Genomic DNA, 16722 nt, shown 5'->3' on the forward strand with positions numbered 1-16722 from the left:
TTTACATATATCAGCAGGCATGTTATGCACTATTAAGAATATGAGAAATGTGGTAAAACCACTTAAGGGGAAAACAATGAATCAATTCGTACCAAAGCTTTTTGATGTTATGAAAGGCTATTCTAAGAAGCAGTTTGTTAATGATGTTATTGCAGGTATTATAGTTGCAATCATCGCGTTACCATTATCTATCGCACTTGCGTTGGCATCAGGAGTGGGTCCTGAGCAGGGTATCTACACAGCTATATTTGCTGGTTTTGTTATTTCATTCCTTGGCGGAAGCAGGGTTCAGATTGCAGGACCTACAGCTGCATTTGCAACTATTGTTGCAGGAATTGTGGCACAGAACGGAATGGATGGCCTTATTGTTGCAACAATTATGGCTGGTATCATTCTTATTATCATGGGATTTCTTAAATTTGGTAATCTTATCAGATTTATTCCTTATACAATTACAACTGGATTTACATTTGGTATAGCTGTTACTATTCTTGTAGGACAGATTAAGGATTTCTTAGGCCTTGATACTTCTGCGTATACAGGACCAACTATTGAGACGCTTGATAAGTTAAATGCAGTGTTTAAATGTATTAACACATTTAACTGGCAGGCGCTCGTTGTAGGTGGTGTTTCACTTGCAATTCTTATTATATGGCCTAGATTTAAGAAGTTAGAGAAGATTCCGGCATCTTTAATTGCTGTTATAGTTTCTGTAATTATGGTTAAACTTGGAATGCAGGCTAAGACTATTGGAGATTTATATACAATTTCAAGCAAGCTGCCGGGTATCAGCATACCACATGTTAATATAACAATGGTTAAGAATCTTTTGCCGGATGCATTTACAATTGCGGTACTTGCAGGTATTGAGTCACTTTTATCATGCGTTGTTTCTGATGGTATGATTGGAAGCAGACATAAGCCTAATATGGAACTCGTTGCGCAGGGTGCAGGTAACCTTGTGTCGGCTTTATTTGGTGGAATTCCGGCAACAGGCGCAATCGCGAGAACAGCAGCTAATGTTAAGAATGGTGGACGTACACCAATCGCGGGTATGGTTCATTCTGTAACACTTCTTCTTATCCTTGTTGTGCTTATGCCATATGCAGCATGGATTCCAATGCCGGCAATTGCAGCAATTCTTTTCATGGTAGCTTATAACATGAGTGGCTGGAGAGAAATGATTTCTCTTTGTAAGACTTCACCTAAGAGCGATATTCTTGTGCTTCTTACAACAGCAGTACTTACTATTGTATTTGACCTTGTTGTTGCTATTGAAGTTGGTGTTGTGCTTACAGCACTTCTTTTCCTTAAGAGAATGGCTGATGTTACTGAAGTTAAGAGCTGGAAATATATTGGTGATAATATAGATGAGAATAACGATCCTGACAATATTAATCTTAAGCAGGTTCCTAAGGATACGCTTGTATATGAGATTAATGGACCAATGTTTTTTGCAGCTGCGGACAAGTTTCTTGATATCCAGACAGTATCAGGTTCTAAGGCAGTTATTGTAAGAATGAGAGGTGTTCCTGCAATGGATGTTACTGCTCTCAGATCTTTAAGAAATATTCATGCGGTATGTAAAAGACATGGCGCTGTTATGATTCTTTCACATGTTAATGAACAGCCTATGTCAGTCATGGAGCATGCTGGCTTTGCAGATGAGATTGGAAGAGATAATTTCTGTGCCAACATTGATGCAGCTCTTGAGCATGCTAAAAATATTGTAGAAGGGTAATGCTAAATGAAGGAAGATACACTTTCCTATATAAGAAATAATAAAGAGATTACATTTGAACAGAAGATAAGACTTGTAATTATGCTGAGTCTGCCTACGATTCTGGCACAGGTGTCATCAATTATAATGCAGTATATTGATGCGTCTATGGTTGGAAGACTGGGGGCAGGCTGTTCGGCTTCAATAGGTCTTGTATCGACAACGACATGGCTGCTTGGAAGCCTTGCTTCTGCACCATCACTTGGATTTTCAATTCAGGTGGCACAGCTTGTCGGGGCAAAGAAGTTTAACAGGGCAAGAAGAGTGTTCTTACAGTCATTTGGAATTGTTCTTCTTATATCAATTATTATTGGTGCTGCCGGAGCCATGATAAGCTGGGGACTTCCAGCATGGCTTGGTGGAGAAGAGTCGATACAGAAGGATGCGGCAATGTATTTTCTTATAACATCATTGTCTATGCCGGCATTAGGATTTAACCGTCTTGGTACGAGAATGCTGCAGAGCTGCGGTAATACGAGGACGCCGGGAATTCTTAATTCTATGAATTGTTTACTTGATGTTATATTCAATTTTATATTCATATTCAGATGGCGTGGTTTTGGCTTCGGTCTTGGAGTTATGGGTGCAGCACTCGGAACAACAGCGGCAGAGATTGTCACTACAATTATTATGTTTTATGTTCTGATGTTCAGAACACCTATGCTATCAAAAGGTTACGGAACAGATTCTGATGAGAAGGCAGGTCTTGCGACAATAAAGAAGTCATTTGTTTTATCGCTTCCTGTTACATTTGAAAATGTAGTTATGTTCGGGGCGATGATTACAATTACAAGAATTGTTGCACCATTAGGAGTTGTGGCTGTGGCTGCCAACTCATTTGCAATAACTGCAGAAAGCCTGTGCTATATGCCTGCTTATGGAATTGAGGAGGCTGCAACAGCACTTGTTGGACAGAGTATCGGTGCAGGCAGAGGAAAGCTTGCGTTGTCTTTTGGAAGAATTTCAGTTGCCTTCGGAATGGGAATAATGGCATTCACCGGACTTCTGATGTTTATATTTGCACCATTTATGATTGGAATTCTTACACCTGATCCGGCAGTAAGAGAGCTTGGTGTAACTATACTTAGAATTGAAGCATTTGCAGAGCCACTGTATGGCGCATCAATTGTAGTAACTGGTGTGCTTCGTGGGGCAGGAGATACTCTTGTTTCAAGCCTTATGAATTTCTTCAGCCTGTGGGCTATTCGTGTCGTCCTTTCATTCCTGCTTGTCGGCAGATATGGACTTGTTGGTGTGTGGATTGCGATGGCTGCAGAGCTTTGCTTCAGGGGCGCAATATTCCTTGTGCGCATGGAGCGGAAGAAGTGGCTGAAGAAGGTGTGAAAATAGAGTTGTTATTACTTGCATAAATAAAATATGCATGATATAATTCAATTGAAAAAGGTGCTGCCGTGAAGCAAGACGGCTGCTCTGAAATAATGGTTTACAAAAAGTAATCGTCATTCCAGTGCCAATGGGACGATTACTTTTTTGCTTTATGTATGTCTTTTCCGAGAAGATATTTATATATAATTAAATAAAATATATTTTTAAAATATTAAGACAAATTAAAATAACAGACACATATAGATGTATGTGGGGTGCCCATCAATGAAAACTATATGTGTCTGTTATTCTATTTAAATATCATTAACCAAGATACTTAGCAAGTACATCAACCTTGTCAAGCTTCTCCCAAGGGAGATTAAGATCTGTGCGTCCAAAGTGACCATAAGCAGCTGTCTGCTTATAGATAGGTCTTCTTAAGTCGAGCATCTTAATGATTCCGTTAGGTCTTAAATCGAAGTTCTCACGGATGATTTCAACGATTTTTTCTTCATCAAGCTTTCCTGTACCAAATGTATCAACCATGATAGATGTTGGTCTTGCGACACCGATTGCATATGAAAGCTGGATTTCACATCTGTCAGCAAGTCCGGCAGCAACAATATTCTTTGCAACATATCTTGCAGCGTATGCAGCAGAACGGTCAACCTTAGTGCAGTCTTTACCAGAGAAAGCACCACCACCATGTCTTGCGGCACCACCGTAAGTATCAACGATAATCTTACGACCAGTAAGACCTGAATCTCCGTTAGGACCGCCAATTACAAAACGGCCTGTAGGATTGATGTATATCTTAGTATCAGCGTCAATCATAGCTGGGTCAACGATAGCGTCAATAACATATTTCTTAATATCCTCATGAATCTGTTCCTGAGATACTTCTGGAGCATGCTGTGATGAAACAACGATAGCATCAAGTCTTATTGGCTTTTTGTTTTCATCGTATTCAACTGTTACCTGAGTCTTTCCGTCTGGTCTTAAGTAAGAAAGAGTTCCATCCTTGCGAACCTTTGTAAGCTGCTTAGAAAGCTTCTGTGCAAGTGCAGAAGAGTAAGGCATGAATTCAGGAGTTTCGTTAGTTGCGTAACCAAACATCATACCCTGGTCGCCGGCGCCACCCTCTGAATCATCAATTTCGCCGTCTTTGGCTTCAAGAGCCTTATCAACACCCATAGCAATATCAGCTGACTGCTTGTCTAATGCAACCATAACAGCACAGGTATTACCATCAAATCCCTTATCAGAGCTGTCATAACCAATATCTGTAACTGTTTTTCTTACAATAGAAGGAATGTCTATGTTAGCCTTAGTTGTAACCTCGCCCATTACCATAATAAAACCTGTGTTAGTAAGAGTTTCGCAGGCTACTCTTGAGTATGGATCCTGCTCATAGAGAGCATCTAATACTGCATCTGAAATCTGGTCGCAGATCTTATCTGGATGTCCTTCTGTTACTGATTCTGAAGTAAATAATCTTTTTTCCATGTTATCTCCTTTTTGTTTTATCGTGAATATGTCTATCCCATACCTTATCGTGTCTATTCTCATCGCTACTCGCGCTCGTAGCTCAGACGCCAGAATTACATTGCTATCGCTACTCGCACAAAAAAAGGTCCCCGACAAGGGACCCGATAGACTGTATCGAAATCCTCTTATTGTTCGACTAATATCGCTCAGGTTGGCACCTTCCTCAAAAGGGGTTGCCGGGTTTCATAGATCCTATGTATCTCCACCGCTCTTAATAAGGGATATAAAATATTCAATTAATATTACCGCATAAGATACTACACAATATTTAAACATTCGTCAAGAGTAATTTGACATTTTCTATATGGAAATTTATAATTAATTCATATTTAGCGTACAGATGTAAAGCACAAGGGGAAGAGTGATGAGTGAAAAAATAATTTTTATATTTGATGCGAAAGAGGGAGACCAATTATCTGAAGATGTGAATACACCAGATGGAAAGATTCTTGTAAAAAAAGGTACAATACTTGATTATGATATAATTGCAAATATTTCTAATCATCATATTCTGGAAGTCAGGATATATGATAATGATGAATTAGAGGATAATCAATCAGGGATAGACTCCAAGAGAAATACAGAGAATGAAAAATATTTTGACAAAATCAGAAAGAGCAGACAGTTCAAGAAGTTTAAAAAGACTTACGATGAGAATATAATTGATATCAAGGATGGACTTAATGAGGTAGTAACCAATAATAGTCCTATTGATACTGATAAGCTGATTGAAGGAACACAGCAGATTCTTTCTGAGAATAATAACAGTTTACAGCTTTTTGATATGCTTCACAGCATGAGACAGTTTGATGACCTTACATATGTTCATTGCGTGAATGTAGCATTGATATCGTCTATTATTGGGCAGTGGCTTAAGTATAGTAAGGAAGATATAAGGATTCTTATTATATGTGGATTGTTGCATGATATCGGAAAGTTAATGATTCCTAATGAGATTCTTACAAAGCCGGGCAGACTTACAGAGGATGAATATAAAATCATGAAGCAGCATGTTAATCTTGGCTATGAGAAGTTAAAGAACCAGAATATTGATATGCGTATTAAGGAGGCATGCCTGCTCCATCATGAAAAATGTGATGGAACAGGATATCCATTTGGCTTGAAGAGCGAGAGTATTCCGGTTTCTGCAAAGATTATTGCGATAGCAGATGTATATGATGCCATGACTGCTGCCAGAGTGTATAGAGGTGCATTGTGTCCGTTTGAGGTTATAGAAACAATGCATTGTGATGCATTCACCAAGTTTGATCCTAAATATATTCTGCCATTTCTTAAAAATGTTGCATCATCATATATTCACAATGATGTAAGACTATCAGATGGAAGAACAGGAAAGGTTATACTTATTAATGATAATGCGTTAAGCCAGCCTGTTGTACAATGTGGTGACACGTTTGTTGACTTATCAAAGGAACATGGACTTAAAGTGTCATCAATATTGTAATATTTTAAATTATCTGGCACATGCGTGGAGGTATTTTTCTTTAGTAGCCATACCTCCGCGGATGTGTCTTTCTTGTTTATTGACATCAAGAACCTTTCTGGCTTCTTTGGCTAGTTCAGGATTGATTTCCATAAGTCGTGCAGTTACATCTTTATGTGCAGTGCTTTTGCTTACATTAAATACTTTGGCTGTCTGTCTTACAGTGGCTTTATGCTCAATTATGTAATATGCCAGCTGGGTGGCACGTTCTTCTATATAGTCTCGCATGTCGGGACTCCGGAAGTTTCATTTATACAATCTATGCCACGGATTGGGGTTTTATGTTAGAATGTGTTATGACTATGATAAGGAATCATTTACATTATATTTTTAATTTCTCCGCAAACATAAGAAGTACGCTGATTGAAAGCAGTGCACTTGAAATCCATATTGTGTGGATTCCGAACAGCATTGAAAGGTTTCCACCGATACCTGCGCCGATTGCAAAGAATAATATTATGCCAAAATAATATCCGGCTTTCTTAAGAGATGTTTTATTGCCAGTACGCACAAATACTGAAAGTGCGTCTGTACCGCTTCTTAAGTTACCGATGCACATGGTGCTTGCATAGGAATAGCCATTGACTTTTCTAAATGCCTGTACCTGCATAGCACATGAGAACGATACGATTATTGTTGCAAACATGTCCATTGAGTGGGGCATGAAGCCAACTGCAATTAAGATAATAATTTCAATAAGTAATATTGCCTGCCGCCAGTGAAGTCTGGTGGCATTTTTATATTTGCCCTGAATCCGCTCTGTTACGAATACGCCAAGACCAAATGCTAAGAATGGCAGAAGATATTTTAATCCCTGATACCATTCACCCATCATAAAATGTGTACTCATAAGAACCACATTACCGGTCTGTGCGTTGGAGAATACTTCATTTCTTGTAAAATATGTATATGCATCCTGAAGTCCACCGGACATGGCAAGGAATACGCAGTTTATGAAGGCTTCGGACATCTGTATATCCGGAAGCTTCTTAGCGAGGGCGTTGTGAAGCTTTGATGCCATAAATAACCTCCTTGTGTTTTATAACTTTGGTTGTTATAGCACAAGGAGGTTTTGTTGTAAAGGGTATATAAATATTAGATATGTTGCGAATTATTTTCCAAGTGCTGTCTTCTGTGGCACTTCTGTTTCTTTTTCGTAGCATGCAAATGCGCTGTCGACAAGTTCTTTATCTGGCTTCGGTGTAAACAGGCTGACTACAGGAACGATAATCATTCCGGCAAACATTGCAAATGCACCGCAGTTGATAGGTGACTGGAGCCATGTTGGGAAGCCTGCTCTGAAGAAGATGTTAGCAAGCATAAGTACTGAGCTGAATAAAAAGCATGCCCAGCATGATGCTTTGGAAACCTTCTTAGAGTAAAGCGAGAACATAAATGGTGCAAGGAATGAACCTGCAAGTGCACCCCAAGATATTCCCATAAGCTGTGCAATAAATGTTACAGAACTCTTGTACTGGATAAGTGCAAGTATTGCAGATATCGCAATGAATACAACAACAAGAATTCTTATGTATAATACCTGTTTCTTTTCACTCATATTCTTGATAAAGTTATCTTTTAAGAAGTCAATAGTAAGTGTTGAGCTAGAAGCTATTACAAGTGATGAAAGTGTAGACATTGAAGCTGACAACACGAGAATTACAACTAATGCAATAAGCGCAGGACTTAAATTAGAAAGCATTGTTGGTATTATTGAGTCGAAGCCGTTAGCCTTGACATCTATCTGGTCAGAGAATAATCTTCCGAAACCTCCGAGAAAATAGCATCCGCCTGAAACTATAAGCGCAAATATTGTTGAGATTACAGTACCCTTCTGTATAGAAGCTTCATTATCAATGGCATAGAATTTCTGAACCATCTGAGGAAGTCCCCATGTTCCAAGTGATGTAAGGATTACAACGCATAAAAGGTTGAATGGGTCAGGTCCGAAAAATGAAGCAAATATACCGGGAGTATCGCTTACTGCCGGGTCAGACACATTTGCAAGACCCTGCAGTGCAGACATGAAGCCGCCCTTAGAGTGGATTACGGCAGCAATAACTGCAACGATACCGAATAACATGATAATTCCCTGAATGAAATCATTGATTGCAGTAGCCATGTAACCGCCGGCAATTACATAGATTGCGGTAAGAGTTGCCATGATTATGATACAGACGCTGTAATCAATGTTGAAAGCCATACCGAAAAGTCTTGAAAGTCCATTGTAAAGTGAAGCTGTGTATGGAATCAGAAAAATGAATATTATAACAGAAGCACCGATTTTTAATGGATTGCTTCCGAATCTTTTTCCAAAATACTGTGGCATGGTTGCTGAATCAAGGTGCTGACTCATAATTCTTGTTCTTCTGCCAAGTACAACCCATGCAAGAAGTGAACCTATAATTGCGTTGCCGATACCAGCCCAGGTTGCGGCAATGCCGTATTTCCAGCCAAACTGGCCTGCGTATCCAACGAATACAACAGCCGAGAAATAAGATGTTCCATATGCAAATGCGGTGAGCCACGGACCAACGCTTCTTCCACCGAGAACGAAACCATTAACATCAGTTGCATGCTTGCGGCAGTATAATCCAATGCCTATCAGCACCGCAAAGTAGATAATAAGAATAACCAGTTTTAACATAAAAACCCCCATATTAAATGTATTATAGCTTACTTCACGGGTTTAAAGCGTAACGCTTTAAATCAATAAAGTAAACATAAATGGATTGTAGCATATTGGGGAGGGATTGGCAAGGAGAAAATAAGGAGAGTAAATGTGAAGTATCTTATCGTCTGCCACCGCCGAAGCCACCATTCTGACCGCCCATGCCGCCCATGTTACCGCCGCCAAAGCCGCCAGTGCCAGAAGCTCCCATTGTTCCAGATTCCTGAGTCCAGTCTGCAATAGAGTCTGCCCCCCGGTAGAGTGTGTAGCTTGAGCCGGTTGTAAGAGTGTCAGAACATATCCAGCCGTTGCTAAATGAACCGTCAACAGTGAAGCTTATAACTTCGTTGCCAGAAGAATCTTTAAGTGAATAGCTTCCAGAACTGAATGATACGGAACCTAATACATAAGCATTAGCAGAGTTTACAGGTGTTTCGCATACACCACCGAGGGCAACGCATGTTCCACCGGTTATCGTTACGGTACCATCTACATCAATTGATCCTGATACATTTCCAGATGAACTGCCACCTTTAACTAATACAAATCCACCGGTCTGTACGTAATTTCCATTAGAATCAATACCATCAGTATCACCAGACGTAGTTGTGACATCTATATATCCACCAGTTACATTGACAATTGGAGAAGTCTTTCCATCACCTGTGCAGGCATTAATGCCATCATCAGTAGCGTATACATATATCTTGCCGCCATTTAAGTTGATAGTCATAGCCTCAAGTCCTTCATATGAAGTTACTACATTAATGTAACCGTCATTGACATCAAGCTGTTTGTCAGCGTGCATGCCGTCATCGCCAGAAGAAATTGTAATTGAACCGCCGTTGATAACAATAGTTCCTTTGCCGTCCTCACCGGTTTCAAGTACACCTGAGTCAGAGTTGGCATGGATACCATCATCTGTTGAACATATGTTAATTGTAAAGCCTGAAATATTTATTTCGCTTTCAGCTTTAATACCCTTAGTTGAGTAGGACTGTCCAGAAGAATTACCGGATTCATTAAAGTCACCAGGCATTCCTGGACGGTTGCCACCGGTCTTATTTCTATCAGAGCTGCCGTTCATATTGGGAGCGTTGCCGTTACTCATATCTGGAGCATTGCCGCTACCCATGTTGCCACCACCAAAGCCGCTAGGTGCGTTGGCAATAGTGTCAGAAGTTGCCACATAAGAAACAGTATTGGCAGAAGCAGACTTGTTAGCAGAGCTGTCCCGGCCAGAAGACGTGCCTGAAGAACTGCCTGACGAAGTAACTTCTTCACTATATTCAGAGTAAGTATCTGTATAAATGTTTAAGTTACCGTCACCTGATATATCTGCCCCGTAAGATGCGTCTATACCGTCACAGGCTGCATAAATATCAATGTTACCACTAGTGATTGTAACGATTCCCTTCTGGTTGCCCTTGTTAGAAATACTGCTGTTAGAAGTCTTGATGCCATCGCCTTTAGCGGAGATTGCAATTATATTTCCAGATTCAATATCAACGGCATCGTTGACTTTGACTGCGTTGTTCACAGCAGTAACTTTAACAATCACATTTTTAATAGAAAGGTCATCCTTGCTCTGGATACCATTATTGTAATTACCTGTTACAACTAAGGCTCCTTTGCCGACGAGTTTTAAATCGCATGTTGCATAGATTGCTGCGTTGCCAGCGTCATCAGAAGAATCTTCTGTAGCTTCGTTACGATTGTCAATTACTTCGTTAAATGAGTTCTCTTCTGATTTAATCTTGACTTCTGAAGCATTTTTAACGTATATAGGTGAACCACTTGAGCATGTGATAGATGTTCCGTTCAATACGATAGTAACCTCGTTCTCATTACCTGCGTCAACGATAAGCTGTCCTTCTGATAAAAGTCCTGTTACTGTATATTCACCAGCCTTTGTGATTGTGTATACAGAACCTGACTGTGTAACTCCATCTGATGTATCAGATGTCACAGTGAAATCACCTGTAATGGAGACTCTGTAATTCTCAGCATCATCTGCGTGTGTTACATCTGTGTCTTCTTTAGTAATGGCTGAAGTGATGGTAGTCTCACCGCCTGATGCAGTAGTAGTTGAAGTTGAATTTCTGGCACAGCCAGCAGTCATAAGACACATAGTAAGAATAACTGCGGCTACGCAATTCCTTTTGATTTTATTTAATTTAATCATAGTCATCTCTCCATTTCTTTAGTGTATGTTAATTGATTGTCTATAGTTTATTGGAGAAATTTGACTAAAATATGGTATGAGTGCGAATATTCTGTGTACTGATTAATCATGTGGAATATCGTTAAATCTGCCGTCAAGCTCTTCGGTTTTTACCACATTTATAAATGCGTGCTTGTCAATTGAGCGTATCAATGTGATAAGCTCACGTTTCGCTTCGGAGTTGATTACGGAGTATATGAGCGTGCGCTCTTTTTCCTCGTAGCAGCCGATTCCCTTGAAAAGCGTGGCGTCGTGGTTGGTTGTATTCTTTATGGCGTGATAGATTTCTTCGGATTTGTCAGAAATGATGAATAATGTCATCTTCTGGTAGCGTTTGTACATGAACTGGATTACCTGAGTGCTACAGAACTGGTATATTATTGAGTAGAGCGCGATTGACCAGCCAAACAGTCCGCCTGCGATGAGCAGAATCACAACATTACCAAGAAGAATATAGTTCCATGCGTCTATTCCTTTAACATGAGAAAAATAAATGCTTATGAAATCGGTTCCGCCTGTGGTAGTGCCGACATTGAGGCACAGGCTTATTGCAAATCCGTTGATAATGCCACCGAACACGCTTATAAGCAGGATATCTTCTGTAAAAATGTATGGAGGAAGGATATCAACAAGCACACTGGAAAGTATAATTACCACGATTGAGTAGATGGTAAACTTCTTACCGATGTAGCGGTATGCAATGTAGGCGGGGAAAATGTTAAGTGCCACATTGAATATTGTAAATGGGATGCTGATATAAAAAAAACGTAGTCCGATTGCCTGAAATAACAGGGAGACTCCTGAAAAGCCTCCTGGCAGCAGGTCTGCGACTTTGGCAAAGCATCTTAAATTCCATGCGTACAGCACGGAAGCAATTATAACTATAATGAATCTGAATACCTGATAAAACTTAGGATATTTAACTTCTAAAGATTTGAACATATATTAGCCTCCATATTTTGTGTTAAATATAATAAGCAAATAATAATTATTTGTGTGAGTTGTCGTAGGCAGCCTGAATATTGGCGGGGAGCTTGTCTGGAAGCATTGAATGTATTCCGTCCTCGTTGCCGTCCTTGATAGCCTGCTCGTAATAGAAGCACTTGAAAGTAAGCATATCAAGAGTTTCCTGCATCTTCTCCATCTCTTTCTCAACAGCAGCTTTCTGTCTCTCAAAAAGCTGTTTTCTGAGTTCGTAAGTTCTGCTGCCTTCCTGACACCATTCCATAAACTGCTTGATGTCGCGGATTTCAAGACCTGATTTTTTGAGACATTCAATAAGCTTAAGAGCAGCAATTTCAGTGTCAGAGAACTGTCTTATTCCAGAAGCACGCTGCATAAAAGGGAATAATCCTTCTTTATCATAATATCTTAATGTTGAAACGGGAAGATTAAACATTTCTGAAACCTGTCCTATTGTGTACATAACACACCTGCTTTCTGTAAGCTATGCTTACCTGATATTAGTTTTTTACAAATGTGATAATAAAATTCACAAAATGTTCACTGTTATTGGGTTGACCTAAAGTTAGGTTTACCTCTTATGCTTAAATAGTAGCACAGAGAGACTTAAAATACAATTTAAAGTTGATTTAAAGTGAATATGATAGTGTTTTTAATAAAGAGGTGATCATATGTATGTAATGCTAATGTATTTTTGTATTACTTTTTTTGGATTGATAATTATTATGATGGCAGTGGAAGGATGACATATTCTATGGAGGATAAATGTATGGAATGGAGACAGGAAAAAGACATGCCGGTATTTATGTATATTTTTCTTAATAAAATAGAGGATGCCGAGGAAGTAAGATGGACAGAGAAAGAGAAAAATGAGGGGTATAATACATATAAAAAGTTGTTAGAACTTACAGAGGGTGATTCATCCGATGTAATTAAAAAATGTCTCAGGATAATTAAAGAAACAAGACATATTGTAGAGTATGAGCTTTGGAATAAGATTGTATATTTTATGACTGATTATATTAATGGTGAGACTGTGTGGGGATAAGTGAAAAGTTGTCTGATAATTTTGTAATATTTGAAAAGAAAAACAATATACTTGTAATGTCTGATGGCATGTGATACAATGTCATTGGAAGACAAACATGTTCATATAATGAACGAAAACCCCACGAGTTGGTGGCTCGTGGGGTTTTCTATGCCGTTGTGGAAGGGTGGCTTAGTCCCCAGGCTGGCTACCTGTGATTATCTCTATCCAGCCATTTGCAGATATAGTATGAAACTATCTCAGCCATAATAGTGATAATTAGAGACATAAACATGTCCATATAATACGCCTCCTTTCTCTACCAGGTATAGGAGGGGTAGCACTAAAAATTATATCATAACAATATATAACAAACAAGTATATAAAAAATATAAATAATAATCATTGCTATGATTTATGATTTTATAACTAACATGTATTTTACAGGAATGACACATGGGGGTATGATACATTTATCAAGGGCAAAGGAGCCGGAAGTCTTTAGGGGATTCTGGCTCTTTTTTTGCATTAGCAAGTATTTGAAGGAGGAAATATATATGGAATACGAGATTTCTAATCGTTTATCAGGTGTTCATGGTTCGATGATAAGAGAACTTTTTAAGTTAGGAGCAAGCAAGGATATTATATCTTTTGGCGGTGGCAATCCGTCAGCAGAGACATTCCCATGCAAGGAAATAGAAGAGATAGCAGCGAAGGGTCTTGGCGAGAATCCTGTTTCTTTATTACAGTATGGACTGAGTGAAGGTTATACACCTCTGCGTGATACTATGAAGAAATATCTTGAGAAGAAGGAAGGCTTTGATTTCGAGAATAATGAGCTTTTCATAGTGTCAGGCGGACAGCAGTGTGCGGACCTTACAACTAAGGCACTTGTTAATGAAGGAGACGTTGTGCTTACTGAAGAGCCTGCATTTGTAGGCTGCCTTAATACATTCCGTTCTTACGGTGCAAAGCTTGTAGGAATCCCAATGGAGCAGGACGGAATGAATATAAATGCGCTTGAGGAGGCTTTAAAGGCTAATCCTGATGCAAAGCTTTTATACACAATTCCATCTTTTCAGAATCCTACAGGAATTACAACTTCTCTTGAGAAGAGAAAAAAAGTATATGAGCTTTGCTGCAAATATGATATCGCAATATTAGAGGACAATCCTTATGGTGAATTAAGATTTGCAGGTGAAAATGTGCCAACTATCAAGTCGATGGATACAGAGGGCAGGGTTATATATGCAGGAAGCTTCTCAAAGGTAATGGCACCTGCATTCCGTCTTGGTTTTCTTGTGTTTAACAAGTCGCTCACAGGACCGCTTACAGTTGCAAAACAGTGCACAGATGTACATTCAACTGTCCTTTTCCAGTACATTTGTAATGAATATATTAATAACTATGATTTCGACAAACATCTTGAGGATTCAAGAAAGGTGTATGAGCACAAATGTAATCTCATGATGGAGTGCATGAAGAAGGAATTCCATCCTTCAGTAACCTTCGGTCACCCTGAGGGCGGACTTTTCGTAATGGCATTCCTGCCAGAGGGAATGGATTCTGCACCATTTGTAAGGGAGGCTATTAACAGAGGTGTTCTCTCAGTTCCGGGAGCAGCGTTCTTAGCAGATGAGAGCCAGAAGTCTAATGGATTCAGACTTAATTATTCGACACCTTCTGATGAGCAGATTGTTAAGGGAATCGAAATTCTTGGAAAACTTACATATGAGTGGATTAAGTAGGAGGAGTGAAAAGTTATGAAGATAGCAGCATTCAGCGTTCGTCAAGATGAAAAACAGTATTTTGATACATTTGCAAATGTATACAAGGTGGAATTACAGATTAATAGGAGCGGATTTACAGCAGATGATATAGAAAGTGTCAAAGGCTGTGAGGCTATGTCGGTGTGCGATGGCATGTGTGACTTGTCAGCACCTGTTCTTGAAAAGCTTGCAGCAGAGGGTGTAAAGTACATCGGTTTCAGGACAATCGGATATAACAGTGTTGACCTTGAGGCAGCAAAGCGCCTTGGAATCCGTGTTGCACACAGCGGATATTCGCCATATTCAGTTGCCAATTATACAGTAATGCTTATGCTTATGTGTATCCGCAAGGCTTTGTATGTAATGATGCGTTCACACACAGCAGATTATTCACTTGGTCCTATATGTGGACGTGAAATGCAGAATATGACAGTAGGTATTATCGGAACAGGAAGAATTGGAAAGGCAGTAATTAAGAATCTTTCAGGATTTGGATGTAAGATTATTGCGTATGACCCATATCCGGCAAAAGACCTTGAAAATGTTGAGTATGTAACTCTTGATGAATTGTATGCCAGAGCAGATATTATCTCGCTTCATACTTTCTTAAGTGATGAGACATATCATATGATTAATAAGGATTCAATTGCAAAAATGAAGGATGGCGTTATCCTTATAAATGCGGCAAGAGGCGCGCTTGTTGATACAAAGGATCTGATTGAGGCTGTTGAGAGTGGCAAGATTGGTTCAGTTGGAACTGACTGCTGCGAGGGTGAGGATGAATTTATCCGTACAGACCGTAAGTATGATGACCTTGTTGTTAATCACGATTACATCATACTTAAGTCTTTTCAGAATACTATTGTCACACCTCATGTTGCATTTTTCACAGATCAGGCTGTGTCTGACATGGTTGAGTCTTCAGTTAAGAGTGTTGTGCAGTTTGCAGCCGGTGAAGACACACCATTAGAGGTGCATTAATTATTCAAATTTTTGAAATATTCTTCAAGCTGGTGCTCGAAGATTCGCTGATTTTCTGAGCAGAATGAGCCAAGCGGCTGATAATAAATGCTTCTGAAATGTGGACAGTCATCTATATGCAGCAGGCTTATGTTTTCAGGAAGGCTGCTGCTTGTCCATGTTACAGAGGCAACAAATGATACTCCAAGACCGAGACTTATGAGTTTGCCCTGTAATATGTAATCATTGCATGAGTAGGCTATCTGAGGAGTTTTCTTACATTTACTGAATATTGAATTGAACACTCCGGCATAAGATGGAGTATCTGCAAGGTCAATGAATTTCTCATTCATCATCTGTTCTACTGATATGTGTCCGGTATGGGCAAGTGGATGTGATGATGAAACGGCAAGGCAGATTTCTTCTGTCATAAGAAGATGTGCATTGTCTGGAATATCATAAGCTGATGAGACAGAGTCAATCAGCAGGTCACACCCTTTTGGTTCAGAAGATATTGAAAAGCTGACATGAGGGTGCTCATGGATAAAATCTTTAAGTACATTGCTGACAAGAACTGCACTTGAGCGGAGACAGAGCCTTATGTCGCCTGCATCGCCAAGACTTTCACTGACAGCACGCGTAGCATCTTCTGAAAGAGCCAGTATTCTGTCTGCATATTCAAGCAGAATTTCTCCCTGACGGGTACATTCGAGCCCTTTTTTATTACGGATAAAAAGCTGTGCGCCAAATTCTTCTTCAAGCTTATGGATTGTCTTGCTTAATGCCGGCTGTGCTATGCACAGTTCACTGGCAGCACGGGTCATATTCTTGTGTCTGGCGGCAGCCTGAAACTGCCTGAGCTGATATAATTCCATGTTCGCACCTCTCTTGTATGTAGTATTTTATAAAAATTACAATTAACATAATATAGAAATCAGGATATTTACGAT

At 39.5% G+C, this 16722-nt stretch carries 14 protein-coding genes and 1 riboswitch; of the genes, 6 read left to right on the top strand and 8 right to left on the bottom strand.

Going from position 1 to position 16722, the window contains the following annotated elements; genetic code table 11:
- The first annotated feature begins 76 nt into the window (after window positions 1-76).
- Window positions 77-1741 (top strand): SulP family inorganic anion transporter, encoded by a 1665-nt coding sequence (locus tag EUBELI_RS00835; RefSeq protein ID WP_041688387.1) that lies wholly within the window; start codon window positions 77-79, stop codon window positions 1739-1741.
- Between the two features lie 6 nt (window positions 1742-1747).
- The gene (locus tag EUBELI_RS00840; RefSeq protein ID WP_012738444.1) at window positions 1748-3124 is read left to right on the top strand and encodes an MATE family efflux transporter; all 1377 of its coding nucleotides are present in this window, start codon (window positions 1748-1750) and stop codon (window positions 3122-3124) included.
- A 306-nt stretch (window positions 3125-3430) separates the two neighbouring features.
- Here the strand turns inward: EUBELI_RS00840 and metK are convergent, their stop codons facing one another.
- Entirely contained in the window at window positions 3431-4612 is a 1182-nt protein-coding gene (metK, locus tag EUBELI_RS00845) for a methionine adenosyltransferase (protein ID WP_041687868.1), read from the bottom strand.
- Window positions 4613-4776: 164 nt separating this feature from the next.
- A riboswitch (SAM riboswitch) is annotated at window positions 4777-4875 on the bottom strand.
- Window positions 4876-5018: 143 nt separating this feature from the next.
- Between metK and EUBELI_RS00850 the strand changes: the two genes are divergently transcribed.
- Entirely contained in the window at window positions 5019-6119 is a 1101-nt protein-coding gene (locus EUBELI_RS00850) for an HD-GYP domain-containing protein (RefSeq protein ID WP_012738446.1), read from the top strand.
- Window positions 6120-6128: 9 nt separating this feature from the next.
- Here EUBELI_RS00850 and spoIIID read toward each other — a convergent pair whose 3' ends face one another.
- The 6 genes from spoIIID to EUBELI_RS00880 form a co-directional block, all read right to left on the bottom strand.
- Window positions 6129-6386, bottom strand: coding sequence for a sporulation transcriptional regulator SpoIIID (gene spoIIID, locus EUBELI_RS00855; protein WP_012738447.1), 258 nt, complete (start codon window positions 6384-6386; stop codon window positions 6129-6131).
- Window positions 6387-6480: 94 nt separating this feature from the next.
- Window positions 6481-7179 carry a YoaK family protein gene (locus EUBELI_RS00860; RefSeq protein WP_012738448.1) on the bottom strand — a complete coding sequence of 233 codons (699 nt, stop codon included), beginning with the start codon at window positions 7177-7179 and terminating at the stop codon, window positions 6481-6483.
- A gap of 90 nt (window positions 7180-7269) precedes the next feature.
- The gene (locus EUBELI_RS00865) at window positions 7270-8805 is read right to left on the bottom strand and encodes a sodium:solute symporter family protein (protein ID WP_118265326.1); all 1536 of its coding nucleotides are present in this window, start codon (window positions 8803-8805) and stop codon (window positions 7270-7272) included.
- 145 nt (window positions 8806-8950) lie between these two features.
- Window positions 8951-11014, bottom strand: a complete 2064-nt coding sequence (locus tag EUBELI_RS00870) for a carbohydrate-binding domain-containing protein (protein ID WP_012738450.1) — start codon at window positions 11012-11014, stop codon at window positions 8951-8953.
- 102 nt (window positions 11015-11116) lie between these two features.
- Window positions 11117-11995, bottom strand: a complete 879-nt coding sequence (locus EUBELI_RS00875; RefSeq protein WP_012738451.1) for a YitT family protein — start codon at window positions 11993-11995, stop codon at window positions 11117-11119.
- 46 nt (window positions 11996-12041) lie between these two features.
- On the bottom strand, window positions 12042-12479 hold the full coding sequence (locus EUBELI_RS00880; protein WP_012738452.1) for a MerR family transcriptional regulator: 438 nt from the start codon (window positions 12477-12479) through the stop codon (window positions 12042-12044).
- Window positions 12480-12785: 306 nt separating this feature from the next.
- Here EUBELI_RS00880 and EUBELI_RS00885 point away from each other — a divergent pair, with 306 nt between their 5' ends.
- The 3 genes from EUBELI_RS00885 (at window position 12786) to EUBELI_RS00895 (ending at window position 15793) form a co-directional block, all read left to right on the top strand.
- Window positions 12786-13064 carry a hypothetical protein gene (locus tag EUBELI_RS00885; RefSeq protein ID WP_041687869.1) on the top strand — a complete coding sequence of 93 codons (279 nt, stop codon included), beginning with the start codon at window positions 12786-12788 and terminating at the stop codon, window positions 13062-13064.
- 536 nt (window positions 13065-13600) lie between these two features.
- Window positions 13601-14791, top strand: coding sequence for an aminotransferase-like domain-containing protein (locus EUBELI_RS00890; RefSeq protein WP_041687870.1), 1191 nt, complete (start codon window positions 13601-13603; stop codon window positions 14789-14791).
- Between the two features lie 15 nt (window positions 14792-14806).
- A complete protein-coding gene (locus EUBELI_RS00895; RefSeq protein WP_012738455.1) occupies window positions 14807-15793 on the top strand; it encodes a D-isomer specific 2-hydroxyacid dehydrogenase family protein in 987 nt (328 codons plus the stop codon).
- Here EUBELI_RS00895 and EUBELI_RS00900 read toward each other — a convergent pair.
- Window positions 15790-16647, bottom strand: coding sequence for a LysR family transcriptional regulator (locus EUBELI_RS00900; protein WP_012738456.1), 858 nt, complete (start codon window positions 16645-16647; stop codon window positions 15790-15792). The genes EUBELI_RS00895 and EUBELI_RS00900 overlap by 4 nt on opposite strands.
- Window positions 16648-16722 lie beyond the last annotated feature (75 nt).

The organism is [Eubacterium] eligens ATCC 27750, from assembly GCF_000146185.1.
Taxonomy (GTDB): Bacteria; Bacillota; Clostridia; order Lachnospirales; family Lachnospiraceae; genus Lachnospira; species Lachnospira eligens.